General features: G+C 67.7%; 12 protein-coding genes and 2 pseudogenes. 7 read left to right on the top strand and 7 right to left on the bottom strand.

The window, feature by feature from the left end; translation table 11 throughout:
• A pseudogene (locus ACIO3O_RS23950) lies at positions 1–477 on the top strand (chaplin family protein); the annotation flags it as partial.
• A 685-nt stretch (positions 478–1162) separates the two neighbouring features.
• Positions 1163–1480: a hypothetical protein gene (locus ACIO3O_RS23945; protein WP_401749018.1), complete on the top strand. Its 318-nt coding sequence runs from the start codon at positions 1163–1165 to the stop codon at positions 1478–1480.
• A 441-nt stretch (positions 1481–1921) separates the two neighbouring features.
• Here the strand turns inward: ACIO3O_RS23945 and ACIO3O_RS23940 are convergent, their stop codons facing one another.
• From ACIO3O_RS23940 to ACIO3O_RS23930, 3 genes are all read right to left on the bottom strand, one after another.
• The gene (locus ACIO3O_RS23940) at positions 1922–2161 is read right to left on the bottom strand and encodes a chaplin (RefSeq protein ID WP_401749016.1); all 240 of its coding nucleotides are present in this window, start codon (positions 2159–2161) and stop codon (positions 1922–1924) included.
• Between the two features lie 203 nt (positions 2162–2364).
• Complete coding sequence (locus ACIO3O_RS23935; protein ID WP_401749014.1) at positions 2365–4431, bottom strand: reprolysin-like metallopeptidase; 2067 nt, start codon at positions 4429–4431, stop codon at positions 2365–2367.
• Positions 4432–4833: 402 nt separating this feature from the next.
• Entirely contained in the window at positions 4834–5232 is a 399-nt protein-coding gene (locus tag ACIO3O_RS23930) for a rodlin (protein ID WP_401749012.1), read from the bottom strand.
• Between the two features lie 272 nt (positions 5233–5504).
• Here ACIO3O_RS23930 and ACIO3O_RS23925 point away from each other — a divergent pair, with 272 nt between their 5' ends.
• Entirely contained in the window at positions 5505–5915 is a 411-nt protein-coding gene (locus tag ACIO3O_RS23925) for a rodlin (protein ID WP_401749011.1), read from the top strand.
• A gap of 141 nt (positions 5916–6056) precedes the next feature.
• On the opposite strand, the gene ACIO3O_RS23920 is transcribed toward ACIO3O_RS23925, so the two are convergent.
• The 3 genes from ACIO3O_RS23920 to ACIO3O_RS23910 all read right to left on the bottom strand — a co-directional run bounded on the left by ACIO3O_RS23920 (position 6057) and on the right by ACIO3O_RS23910 (position 8957).
• Complete coding sequence (locus ACIO3O_RS23920) at positions 6057–6554, bottom strand: DUF5949 family protein (protein WP_401749009.1); 498 nt, start codon at positions 6552–6554, stop codon at positions 6057–6059.
• 220 nt (positions 6555–6774) lie between these two features.
• Positions 6775–7968: a hypothetical protein gene (locus ACIO3O_RS23915; RefSeq protein ID WP_401749007.1), complete on the bottom strand. Its 1194-nt coding sequence runs from the start codon at positions 7966–7968 to the stop codon at positions 6775–6777.
• 131 nt (positions 7969–8099) lie between these two features.
• Positions 8100–8957, bottom strand: a complete 858-nt coding sequence (locus ACIO3O_RS23910) for a hypothetical protein (protein WP_401749005.1) — start codon at positions 8955–8957, stop codon at positions 8100–8102.
• Between the two features lie 1874 nt (positions 8958–10831).
• On the opposite strand from ACIO3O_RS23910, the pseudogene ACIO3O_RS23905 reads away from it, so the two are divergent.
• Positions 10832–11134, top strand: a pseudogene (locus ACIO3O_RS23905) (thiamine pyrophosphate-dependent enzyme); the annotation flags it as partial.
• A gap of 553 nt (positions 11135–11687) precedes the next feature.
• On the opposite strand, the gene ACIO3O_RS23900 reads toward ACIO3O_RS23905, so the two are convergent.
• Positions 11688–13544, bottom strand: coding sequence for a potassium transporter TrkA (locus ACIO3O_RS23900; protein WP_401749003.1), 1857 nt, complete (start codon positions 13542–13544; stop codon positions 11688–11690).
• Positions 13545–14062: 518 nt separating this feature from the next.
• Here ACIO3O_RS23900 and ACIO3O_RS23895 point away from each other — a divergent pair.
• The 3 genes from ACIO3O_RS23895 (at position 14063) to ACIO3O_RS23885 (ending at position 16880) form a co-directional block, all read left to right on the top strand.
• Positions 14063–14257, top strand: a complete 195-nt coding sequence (locus tag ACIO3O_RS23895) for a hypothetical protein (RefSeq protein WP_401749001.1) — start codon at positions 14063–14065, stop codon at positions 14255–14257.
• Positions 14258–14454: 197 nt separating this feature from the next.
• Positions 14455–14871 (top strand): hypothetical protein, encoded by a 417-nt coding sequence (locus tag ACIO3O_RS23890; RefSeq protein ID WP_401749000.1) that lies wholly within the window; start codon positions 14455–14457, stop codon positions 14869–14871.
• Positions 14872–16469: 1598 nt separating this feature from the next.
• Positions 16470–16880: a rodlin gene (locus ACIO3O_RS23885; RefSeq protein ID WP_401748999.1), complete on the top strand. Its 411-nt coding sequence runs from the start codon at positions 16470–16472 to the stop codon at positions 16878–16880.
• The last annotated feature ends 38 nt before the right edge of the window (positions 16881–16918 follow it).

The raw sequence follows: 16918 nt of genomic DNA, 5'->3' as shown, positions 1-16918 counted from the left end.
TCGCCCGGCGTCGGGTCGGGCAACAACGTGCAGGTCCCCGTGCACGTTCCGGTCAACGCCTGCGGCAACACGGCGAACGTGGTGGCTGCACTGAACCCGGCGTTCGGCAACAAGTGCTCCAACGGCTCCTCGGTGAAGCCGGGCAAGAGCAGTGGTGCGACGGCATCTTCGACCGTGGCAAAGTCGCCCGGCGTCGGGTCGGGCAACAACGTGCAGGTCCCCGTGCACGTTCCGGTCAACGCCTGCGGCAACACGGCGAACGTGGTGGCTGCACTGAATCCGGCGTTCGGCAACGAGTGCTCCAACGGGCCGGCCGAGACGACTCCGCCGATCGTCACGCCCCCCGCGGACGAGCCCCCGGCCGACGAGCCCCCCGCCGACGAGCCCCCCGCGGACGAGCCCCCCGCGGACGAGCCCCCGGCCGACGAGCCCCCCGCGGACGAGCCCCCGGCCGACGAGCCCCCCGCCGATGAGCCGCCGGTGGTCCAGCCCCCGGTCAACCAGCCCCCGGTCAACCAGCCCCCGGTCAACCAGCCGCCGGTGACCCAGCCCCCGGCTGACGAGCCGCCCGCCGACGAGCCGCCCGCCGATGAGCCGCCGGTGGTCCAGCCGCCGGTCAACCAGCCCCCGGTGACCCAGCCTCCGGTGACCCAGCCCCCGGTCAACCAGCCCCCGGTGACCCAGCCCCCGGCTGACGAGCCCCCGGCTGACGAGCCCCCGGCCGCGGATGAGCCTCCGGTCGCTCCTCCGCACTCCCCGTCGAAGCCCGGCAAGCCCGGCCACGGCAAGCCCACGGGCCACAAGCCCGGCCACAAGCCTGGCGGCAAGCCCCACCTTGCGCACACTGGTGCTGGTGAGCTCGGCGGCGCTGCGGCCCTGAGCGCGGCGCTTGTTGCCGGTGGTGTTCTGCTGACCCGTCGCGGGCGCGCTGCTCAGCGCTGATCCGGTCGGACGGCAATTGTTTCTGGTGGGGCAGGCCTCGGAGGCCTGCCCCACCTTCTTTTACCTTTTTCCTGGCATGCGAGTGAAGCCCGGAGATTTGTGCATGAATTCAGTTTCTCTGGAGGCTGCGTGCGCGTTAGTCATGATGCTGGCGCCACGTGAGGAAATTGCGCAGCGCCAAATTCCTGAGTAGGCAACGACAGAGAATGAGGAAATTTTCATGAAGTACACGAAGGCGGCTTCGGTTCTGGCTGTGTCGATGGCTGCCGTCGCTGCGGGGTCCTCGGTGGCGACCGCTCAGTCCGGCGGCATGCCGACCAGCCCCTCGATGAGCCTGAACTCGGGTGTGGCGCAGGTGGTTGAGGCGTACAACACGCACACCAAGCCCCTCAACGCCCCGTTGCCGGTGGTCAACGAGGCCAAGGGCGCCGCCAAGATGGTGACCGACGCCAAGGACGCGGACCCGATGAAGCTGGTCGAGGGGGCGGTGGGCGGCCAGGGGGCATCGTCGATGCTCGGCGGGCTCCCCCTCGGCTGATTGAGCACGCCAGGTGGGGCAGTTGGCCCAATCGATTGCCCCGCAGGCGTGACATGGAGGGAGCTTAGGGAGGAAGGAGGAAGGCGGCGGTATGCCTTCTTGCGTCTCCATCCCCCTCCATGGGAGTGCACATGCGCAAGTTCGGAAACATTGCAGTACTGGCGGCGCTTACAGGCGCTGCTCTTCTTCCGCTGGCCGGTACGGCGTCAGCAGCAGGCGCTGAGGCGTCGGCCAAGCCTGCGGCGGTTGACCGCTGTTGGGTGCACCACGGCAAGGTGATGTGCTCTGATGACCCGCGGTGGTACCCGCACTACACCGGTGTCGGCGTGGGCCTGGGCTTGGGCCTGGGTATTGGGGTGCTCTGAGCGGTAAGTGACACTCAAATGAAGGTGGGGCCCCACAGCTGCTGTGTGGGGCCCCACCTTCTTGCCAAAACTGCTATCAGTTGTTGGCGGCGTCGTTGCCGAACGCCGGGTTGAGCAGGCCAGCCGCGTTGGCCGTGTTGCCGGCGACGTTGACCGGGACGTGCACGGGAACCTGCGCCTGGTTGCCAGAGATGACGCCCGGGGACTGGGTCGCGGTGCCGTCGGCGTCGGCGTCGGCAGCGGCGGTACCGGCGGCGGCGCCAGCAGCGAGACCGGCAGTGGCAAGGACGAATGCAGCCTTCTTGGCAGCGTTCATTTTGGTGCACCTCCTGGAGGAGTTGGGGTGTTTCGAGGATCTTTGCACACCCGCGGCACTACCCGGAAAGCAGAAGGAACTGCTGAATAAAGGTTCCCACCGATGGCTTATTGATAATTCTTTCTCTATGTATTACTCAGCGTGGATTGCAGTGTGCCCGGCCTCTTACCGAGGCCGGGCACACTGCTTGCGGTCGGAGGGGGTCAGCCCGTCTTGTAGAAGAGGGCCGTGAGAGTGTGGTCAGTGTCGTTGCTGAAGGACACGGCAGTCTCGCCGGTTGCCTTGTCGGTGTCCCCGCCGTACTCCTCACCGTCCAGGAGCCAGCGCTCGAACACGAAGCCCGGCGCGGGGGTGGCGGTGGCGATGACGGTGTCGCCCTCGGCGTAGGGGCCCTGCTCCGAGAGTGCGATCCGGCCTTGCCCTTCTCCAACCTCGGTGTCGAGGTCGTACTTCCTGCGGTCGAATTCCGCTCGCAGTTGGAGATCCTCGTCGTCCAGCTGGAGTTCGACGGTGTCCTCGTCACCGGCGCTGGAGCCGTTCAGTGTCCAGCCGGAGAACGACCAGCCCGGCTTCGGCACCGCTTCGTAGAGCAGGGTGTCGGTGGCTCCCCGTTTGGCGGGCGCCTTCTTGGCAACCGTGCCGCCGCGCGAGGCGGAGGTCTGGACGCTCTTCTGCGGGGTGTTGCCCTTGCGGAAGGTCGCGGTGAGCTTCCGGTCGGAGGTCACAGGCAGGTTGAGGGTGCGGTCGGATCCGTAGGCGCGCCCGTCGAGGGTCCATCCGGCGAAGACATAGCCCGCGTTCGGCTTGGCGGTGAACAGGGCCGAGGTGCCCTTGGGGTAGGGGCCGTTCTCGGCGGCCTCGACCGTCCCGGCTCCGGCGGGGGTGACGGCGGTGCTGACCGCGCAGAGGGTGTCGCTGGCCTTGGTGTCGCGGTAACTGGCGATGGCCGCGACGGTGGTGTTGAGGACGCGTGCGGCGTCGGCCTCGTCGGGCTGGCCGAGCGGCACGCCCAGAGGCAGCCCGCGGTAGGTCAGAGAGGCGTTCGAGAATCGGTTGATGCGCCCGCACGGGCCGTTGGTGGTCTTGCGGCAGCCGGACTCGTACGCCATGAGGGAGGCGAAGTCGCCGGTGCGGGGGAAGTAGCCGTTGGCGCCATAGGGCGGCGGCTGGTTGGGCTGGGTGGCGCGGTCGTGCGAGGAGCCCAGGTTGTGGCCGATCTCGTGTCCCAGGGAGAAGTTCTTCAGTGCGGCGTGTGCCACCACGTTGAAGCCGTAGTTGGCGGTGGACTTCGCGGGGGCCTTGGGCGAGTAGCCGAGGCCGCCTGCCGCCCGGCCGCCGGCGATCACCGAGACGAGGTCGGCACCGTACTGGTTGCGCAGGGTGTGCATCTCGTCGAGGAGGTTGTCGCGGGGGGTGGCCAGAGCCTTGATCAGGTCCTGGGTGACGCCGTCGCGGGCCGCGGGAACATTGCTGACGGCAGGAATGTGGACCAGCCGGACCCTGGCGTTGACCTTGCTGTCGGCCAGGGCGTCGTTGGTCAGGGCCACGGAGCGGGTGATGTCCGCCCGCATCTGGCTGACACCACCCGCCTCGGCGAGGGCCTTGGGCGTGTAGCCGACGAGAAGGTCGATCAGGGCCGTCCTGCTGCCCTGAGCACAGTTCTTGTCCGGGGCGATCGGGGCAGAACGCGGTGTGGCCGGCGCGGCTGCCGCAGGGGTGGGCGGCATGCTCATGTTGATTTCGTCCTCGTCGTCCACCGGGGTCACCTGGGTGATCGACACGCGGCCGGGGCCGTTGGACTCGATGGCGTAGTTGTCGCCGCCCAGCATGAACTGGGCCGTCACCTGTTCGTTGCCCAGCGCGCCGTCGCAGGCTCCCTGGGCGGTGGCGATCACTTGCTGGCCGACGGCCCCCTTGACGGCGGCGCTGATGACGGTGACGTCACCGACCTGGCTGCGAGACTGCTCGACCACCTCGACCGTGACGTCGTCGAACAGCGGGAAGGAGTACTCGCGGTCAGAGGGACCCTGGCACAGGGCGTTGACCGCTTGGGGGTTGAGCATTGCATCGCGCTGGCGCACGGCCTCCGAGCCGCCGCCGTCCTCCGGGGTGGTGTCTTCGGCAGGGGGCGCCGTGGAGAGCATGGAGCCGGATCCGCTGAACGCCACTGCTTCTGGGCGGGGTGGGGCGGGCGGGGCGGAGAACCCGGTGGCGCCGAGGACCATCGCGCCGAGCGCGATGCCTCCGGCCCACTTCTTACTGCGCGTCACGTGTCAGCTTCTTCCTGCCGGTGTGAGAGGGGAACGCACTGTCTCTTCCCGGGCAGAGGTACTGCCGCATCGTGGCATTGCGTGATGTCACCCGCGTGCCGCGCGCGCGATCATTCGGGTCCGTCTCTTCGCCTGAAGACATGGAAAGCAAATGGGGTATTTTTGTCCGGCGCGCTGCGGGATTGCGGTAATGTGGCGCTTGAGCCTGTTCGGGCGGTTTTCACAGCCGTCGGCTGCAATGCCGTCGAAAGCCGCCGCAGAGTGTCGTTCAGGTTGCCATTCCTCCGCACAACGGAAAAGCACAGTGTTGAGCCCCCCGGCCTGGATTCCGGGGGGCTCAACACTGTGTGGAAAGACCAGAATGGGTGCATGCAGCCCCGCAAGCTGCACGCACTCGGGAAATCAGCGGTTGTTGGCGCCGTTGCCGGAGAGGACCGGGAAGTCGTTCAGGAGGTGCGAGAGCGGCTCGTCACCCTTGGCCTGGGTGGAGTTCTCGACACACTGCTGGTTCTGCGGCGCGGACAGGATCGGGATGTCCTGGACGCCGACCGGGACCACACCGATGAGCGAGGTGGCGTTGGCCTTGGCCGGCAGGCCGATGCAGGGCTTGTTGAGCGAGCCCTGGACCAGGGACATCTGCGGGCTCATGTCACCGGCGGTCTTGGCGTTGCCGTAGTGCTGCTCGGCGCCGTTCCCGCTCTGGGAGGTGGTGCCGTGGTCATCGGCAAGCGCGACGGCCTGGGGGGCAGCCATGCCCATCGTGGCGGCGGCAAGCATGGCCGTTGCCATGATCTTCTTCATCTCTCAGTCCTTCTTTCCCATGGAGTACCCCTGTCCTGGAGCCCCCTGCAAAACTTCGGACTGAGCGTTTAGTTATCTACATTCACTCCAATGGCGGCATGATGGGCTTGAGCTCGGCCTTTTAGGCGACGAGTCTATTTCCCGGAGATAGTAGCGGAGCTGCCAGATGAGTAGCTTTTATGCCATACGGGTGAACGGACAGAACCAAACCCGTCACCGGGGGGTTGTGCAGCACGTAAGCAGCCAGCCCCCGGAACGAAGAGGTTTCCTCCATGCGTAACAAGATGATGGTTTCGTCTGCGGTCGCCGCAGCCGCCATGTCCCTCGGCGTCATCGCCGCTCCGCAGGCCATGGCAATCGCGGACGACGACGGCACCACGTCGATGAGTGGCAACGGCGCCGAGCAGCACTACGGCAACGCTGAGACCGCCGGTGACATGAGCCCGCAGATGTCCCTGGTCCAGGGCTCGCTCAACAAGCCCTGTGTCGGCCTGCCGGCCAAGGCCAACCTGACCTCCCTCGCCGGCGTGGTCCCGGTCGGCGTCCAGGACATCCCGATCCTGTCCGCGCCGCAGAACCAGCAGTGTGTCGAGAACTCCACCCAGGCCAAGGGTGACGAGCCGCTCTCGCACATCCTGGAGGACTTCCCGGTCCTCTCCGGCAACGGCGCCAACAACCGCTGACGCCGGGGCTGATTACCCTGGGCTGGTAGTTGCGGTACATGCGCGCGAACAGCCGCTTGCGCGCATGGGGACGAGGTGAGCAGTGTGTGGCCCCGCGAAGGGTTTTCCTCGCGGGGCCACACGCATGTCTGGGTGACGCGGCTACTTGCGCAGGCGGGCAGCAGGCAGCCGGCAGTGGGCGGCCGTCCGGATGGTGTCCTCGTCACCCACGAAGGCCTGGAGCTGATCCTCGGTGACCGACTGTCCGGGCTTGAGGTCTGGCCAGGGCCGTGTGGTGAACATCAGGTGCACTTGGCCGCGCTTTTCGGCCGCGGCGGTCCATTGCGGCGGGACGGTGCAGGTGACATTGAGGTGGGGCAGGGTCAGAACGGCGTTGACACCGTCCACCATGAGAGTCACGGGAACAGTGGAGAGCGCGCCGTTGACGATGGGCCCGCCCACGGGGAGCCCGGCGCTGGTGAGCACGGTCCGTACTGCAGCAAGTCCTTCCTCCTCGGAGCCCGTGCCGTCTCCCAGGGCGTAGGCGAGGAGGAAGGCGGCGTCGTGGCCGTCATCGGCGTTCTCTCCCGCCCAGGGAAGAACAGCGATGGTGCCCAAGTGGGCGCGGTTGAGAGGGGCATCTGTCTGGGTTGAAGTCATGCGACAGGACAGTAATTGCGCCGCTTGCACCTTCCAGGGCACTTGTCACCCACTCAGGCTAAAAAGTACCTGCTGATAGCCCGTACGTGTATCCCTGACGGTGGGCTCGTGCCAGCAGCCCCCTCCTCTGCGCACCGTGGGCTCCCCAGGATGCCTCGTCCACGCCCTCCTCGGGGCAGCCTCTGGGCGGCGAACCGTACACGCTCCTTGTGACTGTTCATCAGCGGGGCCGCGGGAGGCTGTGCGGGCCGAAAGGTGGTGGCCCATCGGCTGAGGGCGTGCGCGCGCTGGGCTCTGCCTGGGTGTATTCGCCGTGTTCATTGGCGTGGACGGAATGGGGAGCTCTTGGTGGGCAGGGCGGGGGGCGATCGGTGGTTTCCTGGCGTGGTGTTGGAGCGGCGGGGCCCGGGCCGAGCGTCCAGGGCACAGCGGGATTGTGGGACAGCCACCCGGTAGTGATCAGCCGGTAGATGACGAATCTGGTCAGCTCGAGGGGCTGGCATCCCCAGCCGAGGCCGTTGCGGACCTGATGCTCTGAGGGGCCGTGCCGGTGCCGGGCCCAGAAGGCGGCGACGAACTGGGCGGCAAGGGGACCGCGGTCGGGGTGGTTGCCCTTCCACGAACCGAACATGTCGCGGATGCGCGGGGAGAACTGCGGGGGTGCCGCGCCGCTCGTGAATGCCTGCACAAGGGTCTGAGCGGGGATACGGCACAGGGCGCAGTTCTCGACTGTGTCCACATGGCGGCGGAGCGGCCGGCTGGCCAGTTCCTTCCACCGTTGCCAGCTCAGGAAGCCGGGATCGATGCGCGGGGTGTGGTGGCCGACCAAATGCCAGGCGCTCTCGTCCAGCAGGTAGTGATCATGGCGCCAGTCTCGGATGTAACCCCGGGAGAGGAGGCCGGGCAGTACGGCCCGGCCGACCCGAGGGAACTCTGCGGGCAGTCGGCCGTGGCGGTTGGCGGCACTGTGGGCGGCCAGGGTCAGTGCGGCCAGGCCGCCTTCGGCGGTGGTGCTCCCTGCCTCTCGGCCGATGTGGGAGAGGGTCGCGGTGACCCACGCGGAAAGCCGGGAGCGGGTCAGCTTCCCGATGGGCAGCGGATGTTCCAGGTGGGCGCCGGTCAGAGGGGGAACAGTAATCCGTACGGGCTGTTGTCCCGGCTTTCGTGACGGGTCAATGGCGATGTGCCAGCCCAGTCGGGCGAGATCTCCCAGAGTGCGCGCTGCGTCAGCCAGCGGCTGCAGGTCACGGGCAGTGAGCGTGCTCTGGCCCGTCCGGGCGGCGCGGGACACCACCACCACGGCCAGCAACTGCGCGTCGGCGGCTGGCAGATTCAGGGTCGAGGCGTAGTGCAGAAGACTACGGGCGGCCTGTCCTTGTTCGCGCGAGAGGAGGAAGGCTGTGGGAACAGTCACCGGGAGGCTGTGGGTGCATGGCAGGGAAAGCAGTGAGGAAGACACACGGGTACAACCGGTACCGCTGGGCCGGGGTCACTGTCAGGGAGAGCGAGCCGTGCCGGCCGCCGCACGGCGAGGCCGGGGCGGATTCACACGGCCGGCGAGCAGCGCTGACAGAGCTTGAAGTACATGCCTCCCCTGGGGCCGGTGCGCTGCGCGATCCAGAAGTGAATCTCGTAGGCGTTCAGGGCCTCGAGCCGGGGATAGCGGCGAGCCCCGTGAAAGGCCCAGAGGTCACCGTGCCGGTCGATGCTGTGGCTGTATTCGCGCAGCGCGCTCGGGTAGGCGTCCCCACGGGGGCGTGCGTATGAGTCGGGGGTTTCTCGGTAGACGATGGAGCAGCCCGCCCTGTGCACCGATCGCTGGCTGACAATGAAGGGGTACTGAGTGGGCTGCGCGAGCCGCTTCCAGACGTCGTCACAGGTGTCGAGGAACTTGTCGAAGTGCCCTCGGTGGTGGGCGCACAGTTGGCAGCCGTTCTCGACGCGGCAGGCGTTCATGACAGCGTCCGGGTCCTCGGCGTGTACGCATCCCAGCGGCTCGTAGAGCGCGGCCGCTGCTTGTAGGAGCAGGCGGCGCAGTGAGTCGGCAGTGAGCGCGCCGGAGTCGACGTGGGCCAGGAGGTCGAGGACAGCGGGCAGTTCCACGGCAAAGCCGAAGCCGTCAGTAATGGGACGCTTGCGCATTTCTGCATACAGCTGACCGAAGTTCATCTGCACGTCGGGTACCGGTGCGTTGGGCACGAGGAAGTCGCAGGAGGCCTGTCCGCGGGTCTCCTGGAGGGGTTCAACGAAAAAGGCGTCGGCCTGAGCCGCGGGCGGCACATGCCGGGGCTGAACCCGTACTGCGGCCTCTGCAGCAGGGCGGCGCGACTGGGGGAGGTTCGCCTGCTTGTGGTCCTGCATGCCGGGCCCCCAGGGCAGTACGGGCTCGCGGGTTCGTGCCATCTGTGCTCCTGGAGTGCCGGTTTCGACCGGCTGGGCCGATGGTGTGCTCAGGGCGGGCCGGGGTGTTCTCGGCCCGCTCTGCGAGCGTTGTCCTCTACTGGGGCTAACGCGCGACTCGCCCGGGCGGGACTGCGCCAACCGGGTGGTGTGGCAGTCACCAGGTGGGAGCCTTCTTCCGGTGCCGGAACTGGACCATCAGGAGAGGCTGGATCGGGTCCTGGCCGAGCGAGCAGCTGCGCAGTCTGGGGGGGGGGGGCACCCTGATGCCGCGTCCCGCATGCGCCGGGGCTTCGGACTCCGTAGCGTCATCGGCGGGTGCTCCTGCCACAGGGACACACGTGGGAGGAATGGCTCCGCAATCCTTATGACGGAAGGTTGCGGGGCCATTTCCGTGTCGCTCGGCGAAGGGGCTTCCCGAGCCCTCTCGATTCTCCTGAAGCAGCGGGCAACCTGGCGGAACGGGCGGTAGCGGCCGTGCCGCGCATCCTGGGGAGGACGGTGCCGCCTGTGTCCTCGATGAGGAACGGCGAGAGGGCGACGGGCGCTTCCTCTGCACTTTGAAGCAGGTGTTCAGGGCCGCGTTCGGTGGCCCGGCTCAGCGCAGGAAGCCGAGCAGAGGTGCGGAGGAACACCGGCTTCCGCGTACGGGCCGAGGGCGCTGTCGCAGCTTGCACAGCGCTCGGCCGCCGTCCGGATACGGTGCGCCTCGACGCGTCCGATCTCTGTGAGCCGATGGCGTTCTCGTTCCTGGGCTCTGCGAAGGGCCCACCCTCTCTGCTCAGGTGGGACGGCCGACTCCTCATGTTCCTGCTGCGAGAAGGCTGCATCCACCAGCACGCCGACCACCCTGTCGCTAGCCCCGGCAGCAGCCGCTGCCCGTGCGATCAGCTCTGCCTCCGGGCGTCCTTCCCTGTGCCCCGGGCTGTCGTGCAGGTTCTGCGCGAGTCCCCAGCGGCGGGCAAGGGCGGTGAGTGTGTCCACACTGCAGCGGGCCAGGTGCTCGTCACAGAAGGCGATCTGTGGATGGGGAGCGGGGAAGGCGCAGCCAGGATGGCGGCAGAGTTCGTCGAGGCCGGCGCAGAGGAACGCGAGGGAGATGCGGCGCCCTTGGTGCACAACCACTGCACGCCTTCCGGGGTCCAGCGATTCCAGCGTCAGCTTCGCGTCCCGGCCGACACTCGCCAGGGCACCTGCGAGATGCAGCACACAAGTGACCGGTACCGCTGTGCCCAGGACTTCGGAGACGAAACCCAGCGGTACCGGTCCCGGGATGTCACTCCGCAGCGGGGCCGTGGGAGAGGTCGCGCACTCCGCCAGCAGTTCCCACAGGAAGAAGCCGGGCCGCGTGGGTGAGGGGAGGAATGCAGCACATGTACCGCGGAGGGCCTGTGCGCCGTACGCATCCCCCGCGCGCCACCACGAGGCGTCTCTGCCCTCCGCCCGTCGGCCGTCCTTCGCCATGCTCGTCCTTCCACGTCACGCAACGGGACTGAGGCTGCGTCAGGACCGGGTTTCGCAGTGCATACCGATCCGGTGCCGTTGTTCAGGAACGGCCGGACGTGAACTGCGCAGCTCCTACAGTGTGGCCTCTGCCAGGGACCTGGACGTGACGCCACGGCCTGGGAGAACGGCACGGCGGGCCAAGGGAGGGGGACCGACGGGCAAATCTCCGGGAGCGGCGGCGCGTCGCGCCGCCGCGCGGACTCCTGGCGTCCCCGGTTCGCCCGGGCATCGGACTCGTGGAAGCAGGCCCAGTCATGAGCTCCCTGAGCTGCCCTTCCGAGATCGTTTTCGAGAACGACATCATCTAGTGGGAGGAGACGCAGCACCTCAACGATCTACACCAACGACGCGCCCCAGGGCTATCGGATCGGATGGCACCCAACCGGGGCCAGGTCCTGTGCACCCTGGGCGACGGGGCCGCCATGCACTCCCCCCAGGCTCTGTGGACCGCAACCCAACTCACCTACGTCGTCGCCAACAATCAGGAGTACAACGTCCTCAAGGCCAACTGGCAGCACCGCAAGCCGGAATTCACCGCGTTCATCGGACTCGACCTGCACAAACCCGCACTCGACGTCAGTGCCTTGGCCACCTCAATGGGCGTCGCTTCTCACCGTGCGGAAACGCTCGACGGACTTCGCGACATGCTGCGCGCACCGTCCGTCGGCCCACGGCTCATTGACGTCACCCTCCCGCCCGGCAAACTGATCCTCAGCGCCGGGTGCTGGGCTCGGGGCGACGAGCACGTGCGGGCACACTCGCCTCGGGCTCAGGGGGTGGAGCAGACGTTTCAGATCATCCAGCTGCCCACGACGCAGGTCTTCTTGAACTGCCAGTCGCAGGTGCGGTGTTCGTCGGCAAGGGTCTGCCGAGAAATGGGCATCGACAACTGTGGGCTGTGTGCTCGCGCGTGTGCATCAGCGCCGGGCACGAAGAATGTGGGCGCGGCAGCTGTTGCCGCCCCTACGAGCAGCAGCAGGCCGTCAAGCCGTCGCGGGAACATGCAGGACACCTCTTTCGCCGTGTGTGTGGCGGGGGGCCTGGCCTCACACCGCCGTCACGCACCGGCCGCTCCTGGCAGGCATGAGTGCAGGTGGGGCGAGAGGCGCAGGGGTGGCCTTCGCTCGTGTTGCGGTCACCGCTGATATTTTACGAAGGCATCCCGTCGAGCGCCGCTCTTCACCTATCGGCAGGTAGGCGGAAGGAGTCCGGCCCGCCCAGGTCGCGTCACCGCGTCAAGATGATGATTCTGTCCTGGGACTCGTAGAAGACCTGGGCTTTCTTGTCCGGATTGAGGGTGTTCCCGAAACGCGGGGCCATATGGGCTTGCGCGTGGATGCGCTGCCCGATGGCGATTTCTCCTCGCTGGCGTGCTGCCTCGACGACGGTGTAGAAGTCGGTCTCCTCACCCAGAGGCGTGTAGTCGGCGGCCGGGCGAAGGGCGATGCGGCAGCCCTCCGGGGAGAAGAGTTCCTCGAAGATCCCTTCCAGCGGAGGATTCTCGGACACTTGGGCGAGCCAGAGGCTCAGCAGGTTGCCGCTCACCACGAAGTCGTCGGGTTTGGCGGCCTGGGCAAGGGCACGATGGCGGTCGTCAGCCATCTCGGTGACCATCGAGAAACCGCAGTGGCGCGACTCGGAGAGGTCCCGGAGGTTCAGCAGGACGGTAAGGGTCCGGGCGTCAGCACTCTCGGTACCGCGGGTGTCGGGGCTGATGACCAGTACGTGATCGTACGTTTCCAGCGGGAGTTCTTGGAGAACGTCCCGGCGCGTGACGTCCGCCCGACGAAAGCTCACCATGGCGCAGTCGGCCGTCTCGACTGGCGGTGAAGGGCTCTGTTCGGCCACCACGTCGATCCGGGAGCCGTCGGCCAGATGCGCGCGTAGCTGCCCGATGACGTCGGGAAGCCGCCGGTTGCTGCCCAGGATCAACACGGCCCGCTCTGTGGGTACCGCGCGCCCCGGTACGGCGGGTGTGGCCGGATTCGGCCGCACTGTGGGGGCTTGTGTCGTGTGGATGGTGCTGTCGTCCGCGCTGAGGACGACGATCTGGTGCGCAGCTTCGATCCGGGTAGCGCCGGGCGGGTTGAGGAGGATGCGCCCGTTCTGTTCCATCAGGCCGATCGCGCTGGAGGTCCGGTAGGCGCGCACGGCATCGTCAAAGGTGCGGCCCACCAGTTCGGGCTGGGCCCGGACGTAAATCTCGTCTCCGGCGAAGTCCAGGAGGTCGGTGTACACCGAAGACAGTCCGGTGTGCAGACTCGTCTGCACCAGGAGCCGCGAAATGAATCCCTGAACGCTCACGAGACGACAGTTGGGCCCGCCGGCGAGTCTCGCTGCGGGCACGTTCTCCTCGTTCTTGATTCCCGCCACGATTCCTGGCCCGGTTCCGTCGCCCTGCCTGGTCGAAGAGACGGCAAGGAGGCATTTGATGACCGTGAAGTCGGGCTCGTCCTCCTCCGGGGCCACCACGATCACCGACCGGGCCTGTTCGGGACACACCAGAGCGATGTCGCGGGCGTCCGAGGGGTCCCCTGTCCGGCAGACGACCCGGGTGCTTGCCAGGTCACCGACCCTCGCGCGGATCTCGTTCTCCATCTCGGTGCGGTCCCGCTCGGCGAGAACGACGACACAGGCACGTGGTCTGCTGCGATTGGCCTCCACCAGTTCCGTCACCAGCACGTGCACCTGGGGCGACCATCCGAGCAGGACCACATGCCCGGATTCAACCACCGGTGTTCGCCCCTGGCGCAGCCGAGCCAACTGATTCTGCAGGCCCGCACTGATCACCGGAATGAGAGTGCTCATCAGCAGGATGCCGCCGAAGGCCATGAACACGGCCGATGCGAGAAAGGGTGCCGGCCCCCGGTCCCGCATCAGAGCGGTCGGACTGAGCACCCGCAGAAACCCCGACCAGAGAGAGGACCCGACGTCCCCGTGATGCGTGCTTTCAGGAGCCAGCAGCAGGAGCAGCGCACCGTTCACCAGCGTGAACAGCAGACACGCAACGGCCAGCACACCCACCAGGGCGGGTGTGCCCCGCGTCATCACGTTGTCCAGCCTGTAGCGCAGACTCCGCAGCAAGAACAGCTCCTCATTGGTCGGCCCGGAACACCCCGAGGGGTAACGCCATGGTTGCCGCAGGCACAGCCGCGTCCGACGGCTGCATCCGGGGGCATGCCAACGGCATTGTTGCTCCGTGGCCCGCCTCGGGCTGGCTGACACAACGTTGGCTGCGGTCGTTTCCGACGGACCCGCGCGGAGTGGCCGCCCTGGTTGCGTTGTCCCGGCCGCCGTAGAAGATCCCTTCCACGTTCCGGATACGGATGCCCGGCCCTCGCCCAGGTGCTCGGTCCGGGATCCAAACCACCGCCTGCTCTGTCCACGCGAGGAACTGGCCGAGTGTCCGGAGGTGAGGTGAACGCACCGCCGAGACCCGGATGTTGTATCTCCGGCGTCACCACATCCTGGTGACCCTTGGCCTGCAAAGTAACCGAGCGTGAACGTCTGTCGTGCGAGTTCCCCCGCCGCGTGTGAGGCTGTTCGAGGCCGCGGGCACCCCGCCACGGCCCTTCCCCATCTCTCCGCAGGAGTGGTTCAGCATGGGTATTTCGGACCAGTTCAAGGACAAGGCGCAGGAGCTCCAGGACCGGGCCAAGCAGGCCGTTGAAGGCGTGAAGGACAACGCCCAGGAACGTGGCCAGCAGGAGCAGGAGCGTGGCCAGAAGGCTGCCGAGCAAGGGCGGGAGCAGGCCCAGCAGGCCCGCGAGGACGTCGAGGGCCGCTCCGAGCGCTGACACGCAGCGCTTCCGGCTGAACAGAGGTGGGGCTCCGGCGATTCGTGACGGGCCCCACCTCTGTCGCGGGAGGCCGCAGCAACCACCGCATACACCCCGGGGGCCGCATCCTCACAGCATCTGCAGCCGAGACGGACACGACTGGCGTGGACGGCTCCGCAGTGACAGCGACCACCTCACGGGACATGGAGATTTCGGTGACAGACACCGTCGAGGACACCGCAGGCACGGCGCTCGCCCAGGTCCTCGTGGAGAGGGTGACCGACCCCTGCAAGCGAACGGCGACGCGCCTGCTCGGCTCCTACGCAGACGGGTACTGGCTGCGGCGGCACCAGGACGAGGCAGTGCTCTCGCGTGAGGCCGACCTTCCCGTTCTCCACCGTGCGGGCGGCGCGACCTGCATGGACTTCGACGCGATCGGCCTGCTGCTGCTCGCCGGCCCCGCAGCGCTCGGCGGTTCGCCCGCCGATGTGGCCGTGCTGGAGATCGCGGCGTCGCTCACCACCCGGTGCGGCGTTCAGCTTGGGCAGACCGTTCAGCATGTCAGTGCGGCGGACTGGACGCTGATTCTGGGCGCCTTCGCGGAGATCAGCCCGCCCCGGGTTCAGATGTGATCTGCGGTTCGCTGTCGGGCCGCGCCACGATCTCAGCATGGGGGCGACCGTGTCCGTTTCCTGCACGCCTGGTTTGCCGTCAGTGGTGCTGGTGCTTCCCGCAGGGTTACCCCATCTGAAGTCCCGGGGCCCGAAGAAGTGGCGGTCCGTGGACCTATCGTCCCTCTGATGCCAGGAGGCGTAACCGAAGTCTGTGACGTGCTCGTAGCTGTTGCGGCCGACTCCGAGAACTGTGGCGCCCGTGTACCGGGCGGTCTCCACACAGGCTCCCTGTGCGGGGCGTATCGCTCAGTCAGCAGCCCTGGCTGAGGGGGCACCTTCGGCCGGCTACGCCGGGCCGGGCGCGGGCGAGACCGAGCCGCCGTCGACGTGGCGGCTCCCGGACTTCGGGCGCTGCGTTATGACGCGAGGCCGGGCGGCCGTCTGGGCGGTGTGAGGGGAGATCATCGGCCCAGCCCACAACACGTCGGACCTTCGCACCGTTGTGCAGCCAGGACGCTGTACGCAACGGCGTCTCCCGCCCGGCAGAAATCCTGCGCGACGGGCACCACGCGAAGGAGTATCGAGTGGGACGCAAGGGGCGCATGACGGTGGCGCAGCGGACAGCAGGCGAGGCGCTACGGCGAGCTGACGCGGCTGCACGACTGGCCGCTGCCAGGCGTGCAGTGCATCGGCCGCGAGCGGGACTGGCCGCGCGCACTGAACCTGCCGCCGCGGCTGAGGCGGTGTCGGCATGCGCCTCGGCCTGCGCGGTATGCGCGGCCGCAGCCGGGCAGTTCCGGGCAGTTCGCGACCAATCCCTGGCCCAGATGCGGCGTCTCGATCTGCCTGAGCAGTACCAACACGCCACCGTGGCAGGCAAACACGTTCTCCACGCGGTGTCATGCAGCGAGATCACGGCCGCCCTCGCGCCGATGAGAGGTGGCTCGCCGGTACGGGATGATGCGTTGGGCCGCTTCGCCCACGACGGTGACACCTCCGGGTGGTCGACTCAGGTTCGTGTGCTGGACCGGGCGGAGACGGAGGCGTGGATGCTCGAACGAACCGGTCCCCGCGGTGGTCTGCGGTACCGGCTGTGCCGTCGGTGCGCTCCTCAGCTCTGACCGCGACTTCCAGGGTGCTGTGCTGGCACCCCCTCGGGCGACCGGCGCGCCGGGGCATGTGCCCGGCGAGGACAGCGGGCTCGCGGCAGCCCCGTTCCGCTACCGGGTCGGTCATCAGCCGATTCTGTTGACGGGCGTAGGAGGGGACCGCGTTGTCTTGGCGGGGATGTCCTTGCGTGCCGGCATGCCCTCCAGGGTGCGTCCCGGTGAGGAGAGGTCCTTGAGGTGGGCGAGGGCCAGCTGGTCCTTGGTCCTGAAGTGCGAGTAGAGGACAGCGCGGGCCGGGAAGCGACGTGAGAACCGAAGACGTCGGCCGGACGGAATCCGGATGGGCTCGTCAGAGCCCCGGCGGCTTCGTTTCAGGTCCGGAGGCTGCTGCCTGACGGTGATATTGCGCGTCCGTTCGGGCGAAGAGTGATAACCGGCGGGCCCGGCAGGAGTTCTGCAGGGCACCCCAGTCCGGGGCGCAGCACGCAGACGGAAAGTGGAATCTTCATGAAGCATGCCATCACGTACGCAGCCCTCGCAGCGACCTCGCTGGGTCTTGGTGCCATGGGCGCCCCGCAGGCTCTTGCGATCACCGACGATGGCGGTACGACCTCGCAGAGCGGCGTCGGCGCGGAGGACCACTACGGTGACGCCACCACCGCCGGAAAGATGAGCCCCCAGATCGCTCCGGTACAGGGCACGCTCAACAAGCTGTGCGTGGGTGTCCCGGCCAAGGCGAACGCCACCTCCCTGGTTGGCCTCCTCGTGCCGGTCGGTGTCCAGGACATCCCCGTCCTGTCCGCGCCGCAGAACCAGCAGTGCGCCGACAACTCCACCCAGGCCAAGGGCGATGAGCCGCTGTCCCACCTCGGCAACGACTTCCCGATCCTCTCGGGCAACGGCGACGACAACCGCTGATCTTCGTCGTGTGTGCGGTCCTGTTCGGGACCGCACAC

The sequence above is a fragment of the Streptomyces sp. NPDC087440 genome (genome assembly GCF_044744005.1).
GTDB lineage: Bacteria > Actinomycetota > Actinomycetes > Streptomycetales > Streptomycetaceae > Streptomyces.
Note: the sequence above shows the minus strand (reverse complement) of the source record. Positions and strands in the feature narration are given on the sequence as shown.

Coding starts and splice junctions, on each gene's coding strand:
- ACIO3O_RS23945 (WP_401749018.1), top strand. CDS start 1,163: ATGAAGTACACGAAGGCGGCTTCGGTTCTGGCTGTGTCGATGGCTGCC.
- ACIO3O_RS23940 (WP_401749016.1), bottom strand. CDS start 2,161: ATGAACGCTGCCAAGAAGGCTGCATTCGTCCTTGCCACTGCCGGTCTC.
- ACIO3O_RS23930 (WP_401749012.1), bottom strand. CDS start 5,232: ATGAAGAAGATCATGGCAACGGCCATGCTTGCCGCCGCCACGATGGGC.
- ACIO3O_RS23925 (WP_401749011.1), top strand. CDS start 5,505: ATGCGTAACAAGATGATGGTTTCGTCTGCGGTCGCCGCAGCCGCCATG.
- ACIO3O_RS23920 (WP_401749009.1), bottom strand. CDS start 6,554: ATGACTTCAACCCAGACAGATGCCCCTCTCAACCGCGCCCACTTGGGC.
- ACIO3O_RS23910 (WP_401749005.1), bottom strand. CDS start 8,957: ATGGCACGAACCCGCGAGCCCGTACTGCCCTGGGGGCCCGGCATGCAG.
- ACIO3O_RS23895 (WP_401749001.1), top strand. CDS start 14,063: ATGGGTATTTCGGACCAGTTCAAGGACAAGGCGCAGGAGCTCCAGGAC.
- ACIO3O_RS23885 (WP_401748999.1), top strand. CDS start 16,470: ATGAAGCATGCCATCACGTACGCAGCCCTCGCAGCGACCTCGCTGGGT.